The sequence below is a fragment of the Pseudomonas sp. Z18(2022) genome, assembly GCF_036346535.1.
Lineage (GTDB): Bacteria > Pseudomonadota > Gammaproteobacteria > Pseudomonadales > Pseudomonadaceae > Aquipseudomonas > Aquipseudomonas yamanorum_A.
Genome location: NZ_JAOTOA010000079.1, coordinates 1 through 286, shown reverse-complemented (window position 1 = coordinate 286; position 286 = coordinate 1). Strand labels below are relative to the sequence as shown.

1 protein-coding gene is annotated in these 286 nt (G+C 56.3%); it reads left to right on the top strand.

What is annotated here, in order from left to right; genetic code table 11:
• On the top strand, positions 1-286 hold a 286-nt coding region (locus V3W39_RS33660; RefSeq protein WP_330214196.1), incomplete at both ends, for a hypothetical protein.

The window sequence follows — 286 nt, the reverse complement described above, 5'->3', positions numbered from 1 at the left end:
ACTGTACCAATGGTTAGCAGACATCAAGCCCAACAGCGAAAAGCTGCTGCAGTACATCTCCCAGGCCGAGCTTGCGGCGCTGCTGAAGCTCAGTAACGAGGCGATTGCCAAAGGGTTGTTGATCCTCAGCGATGAGCCGCTGCTGTTTATCTACCTGTCCGCGATGGTCAGTTGGATGCGCATGCTGCCGCCGCATTACATGTTTGAGTTGCTGGGGGAAATCACCACCGAAGTCTTGCTCAACCTGCTGTTGCTATGGGCCACCGGCGGCATGGGTGTGGCCGTA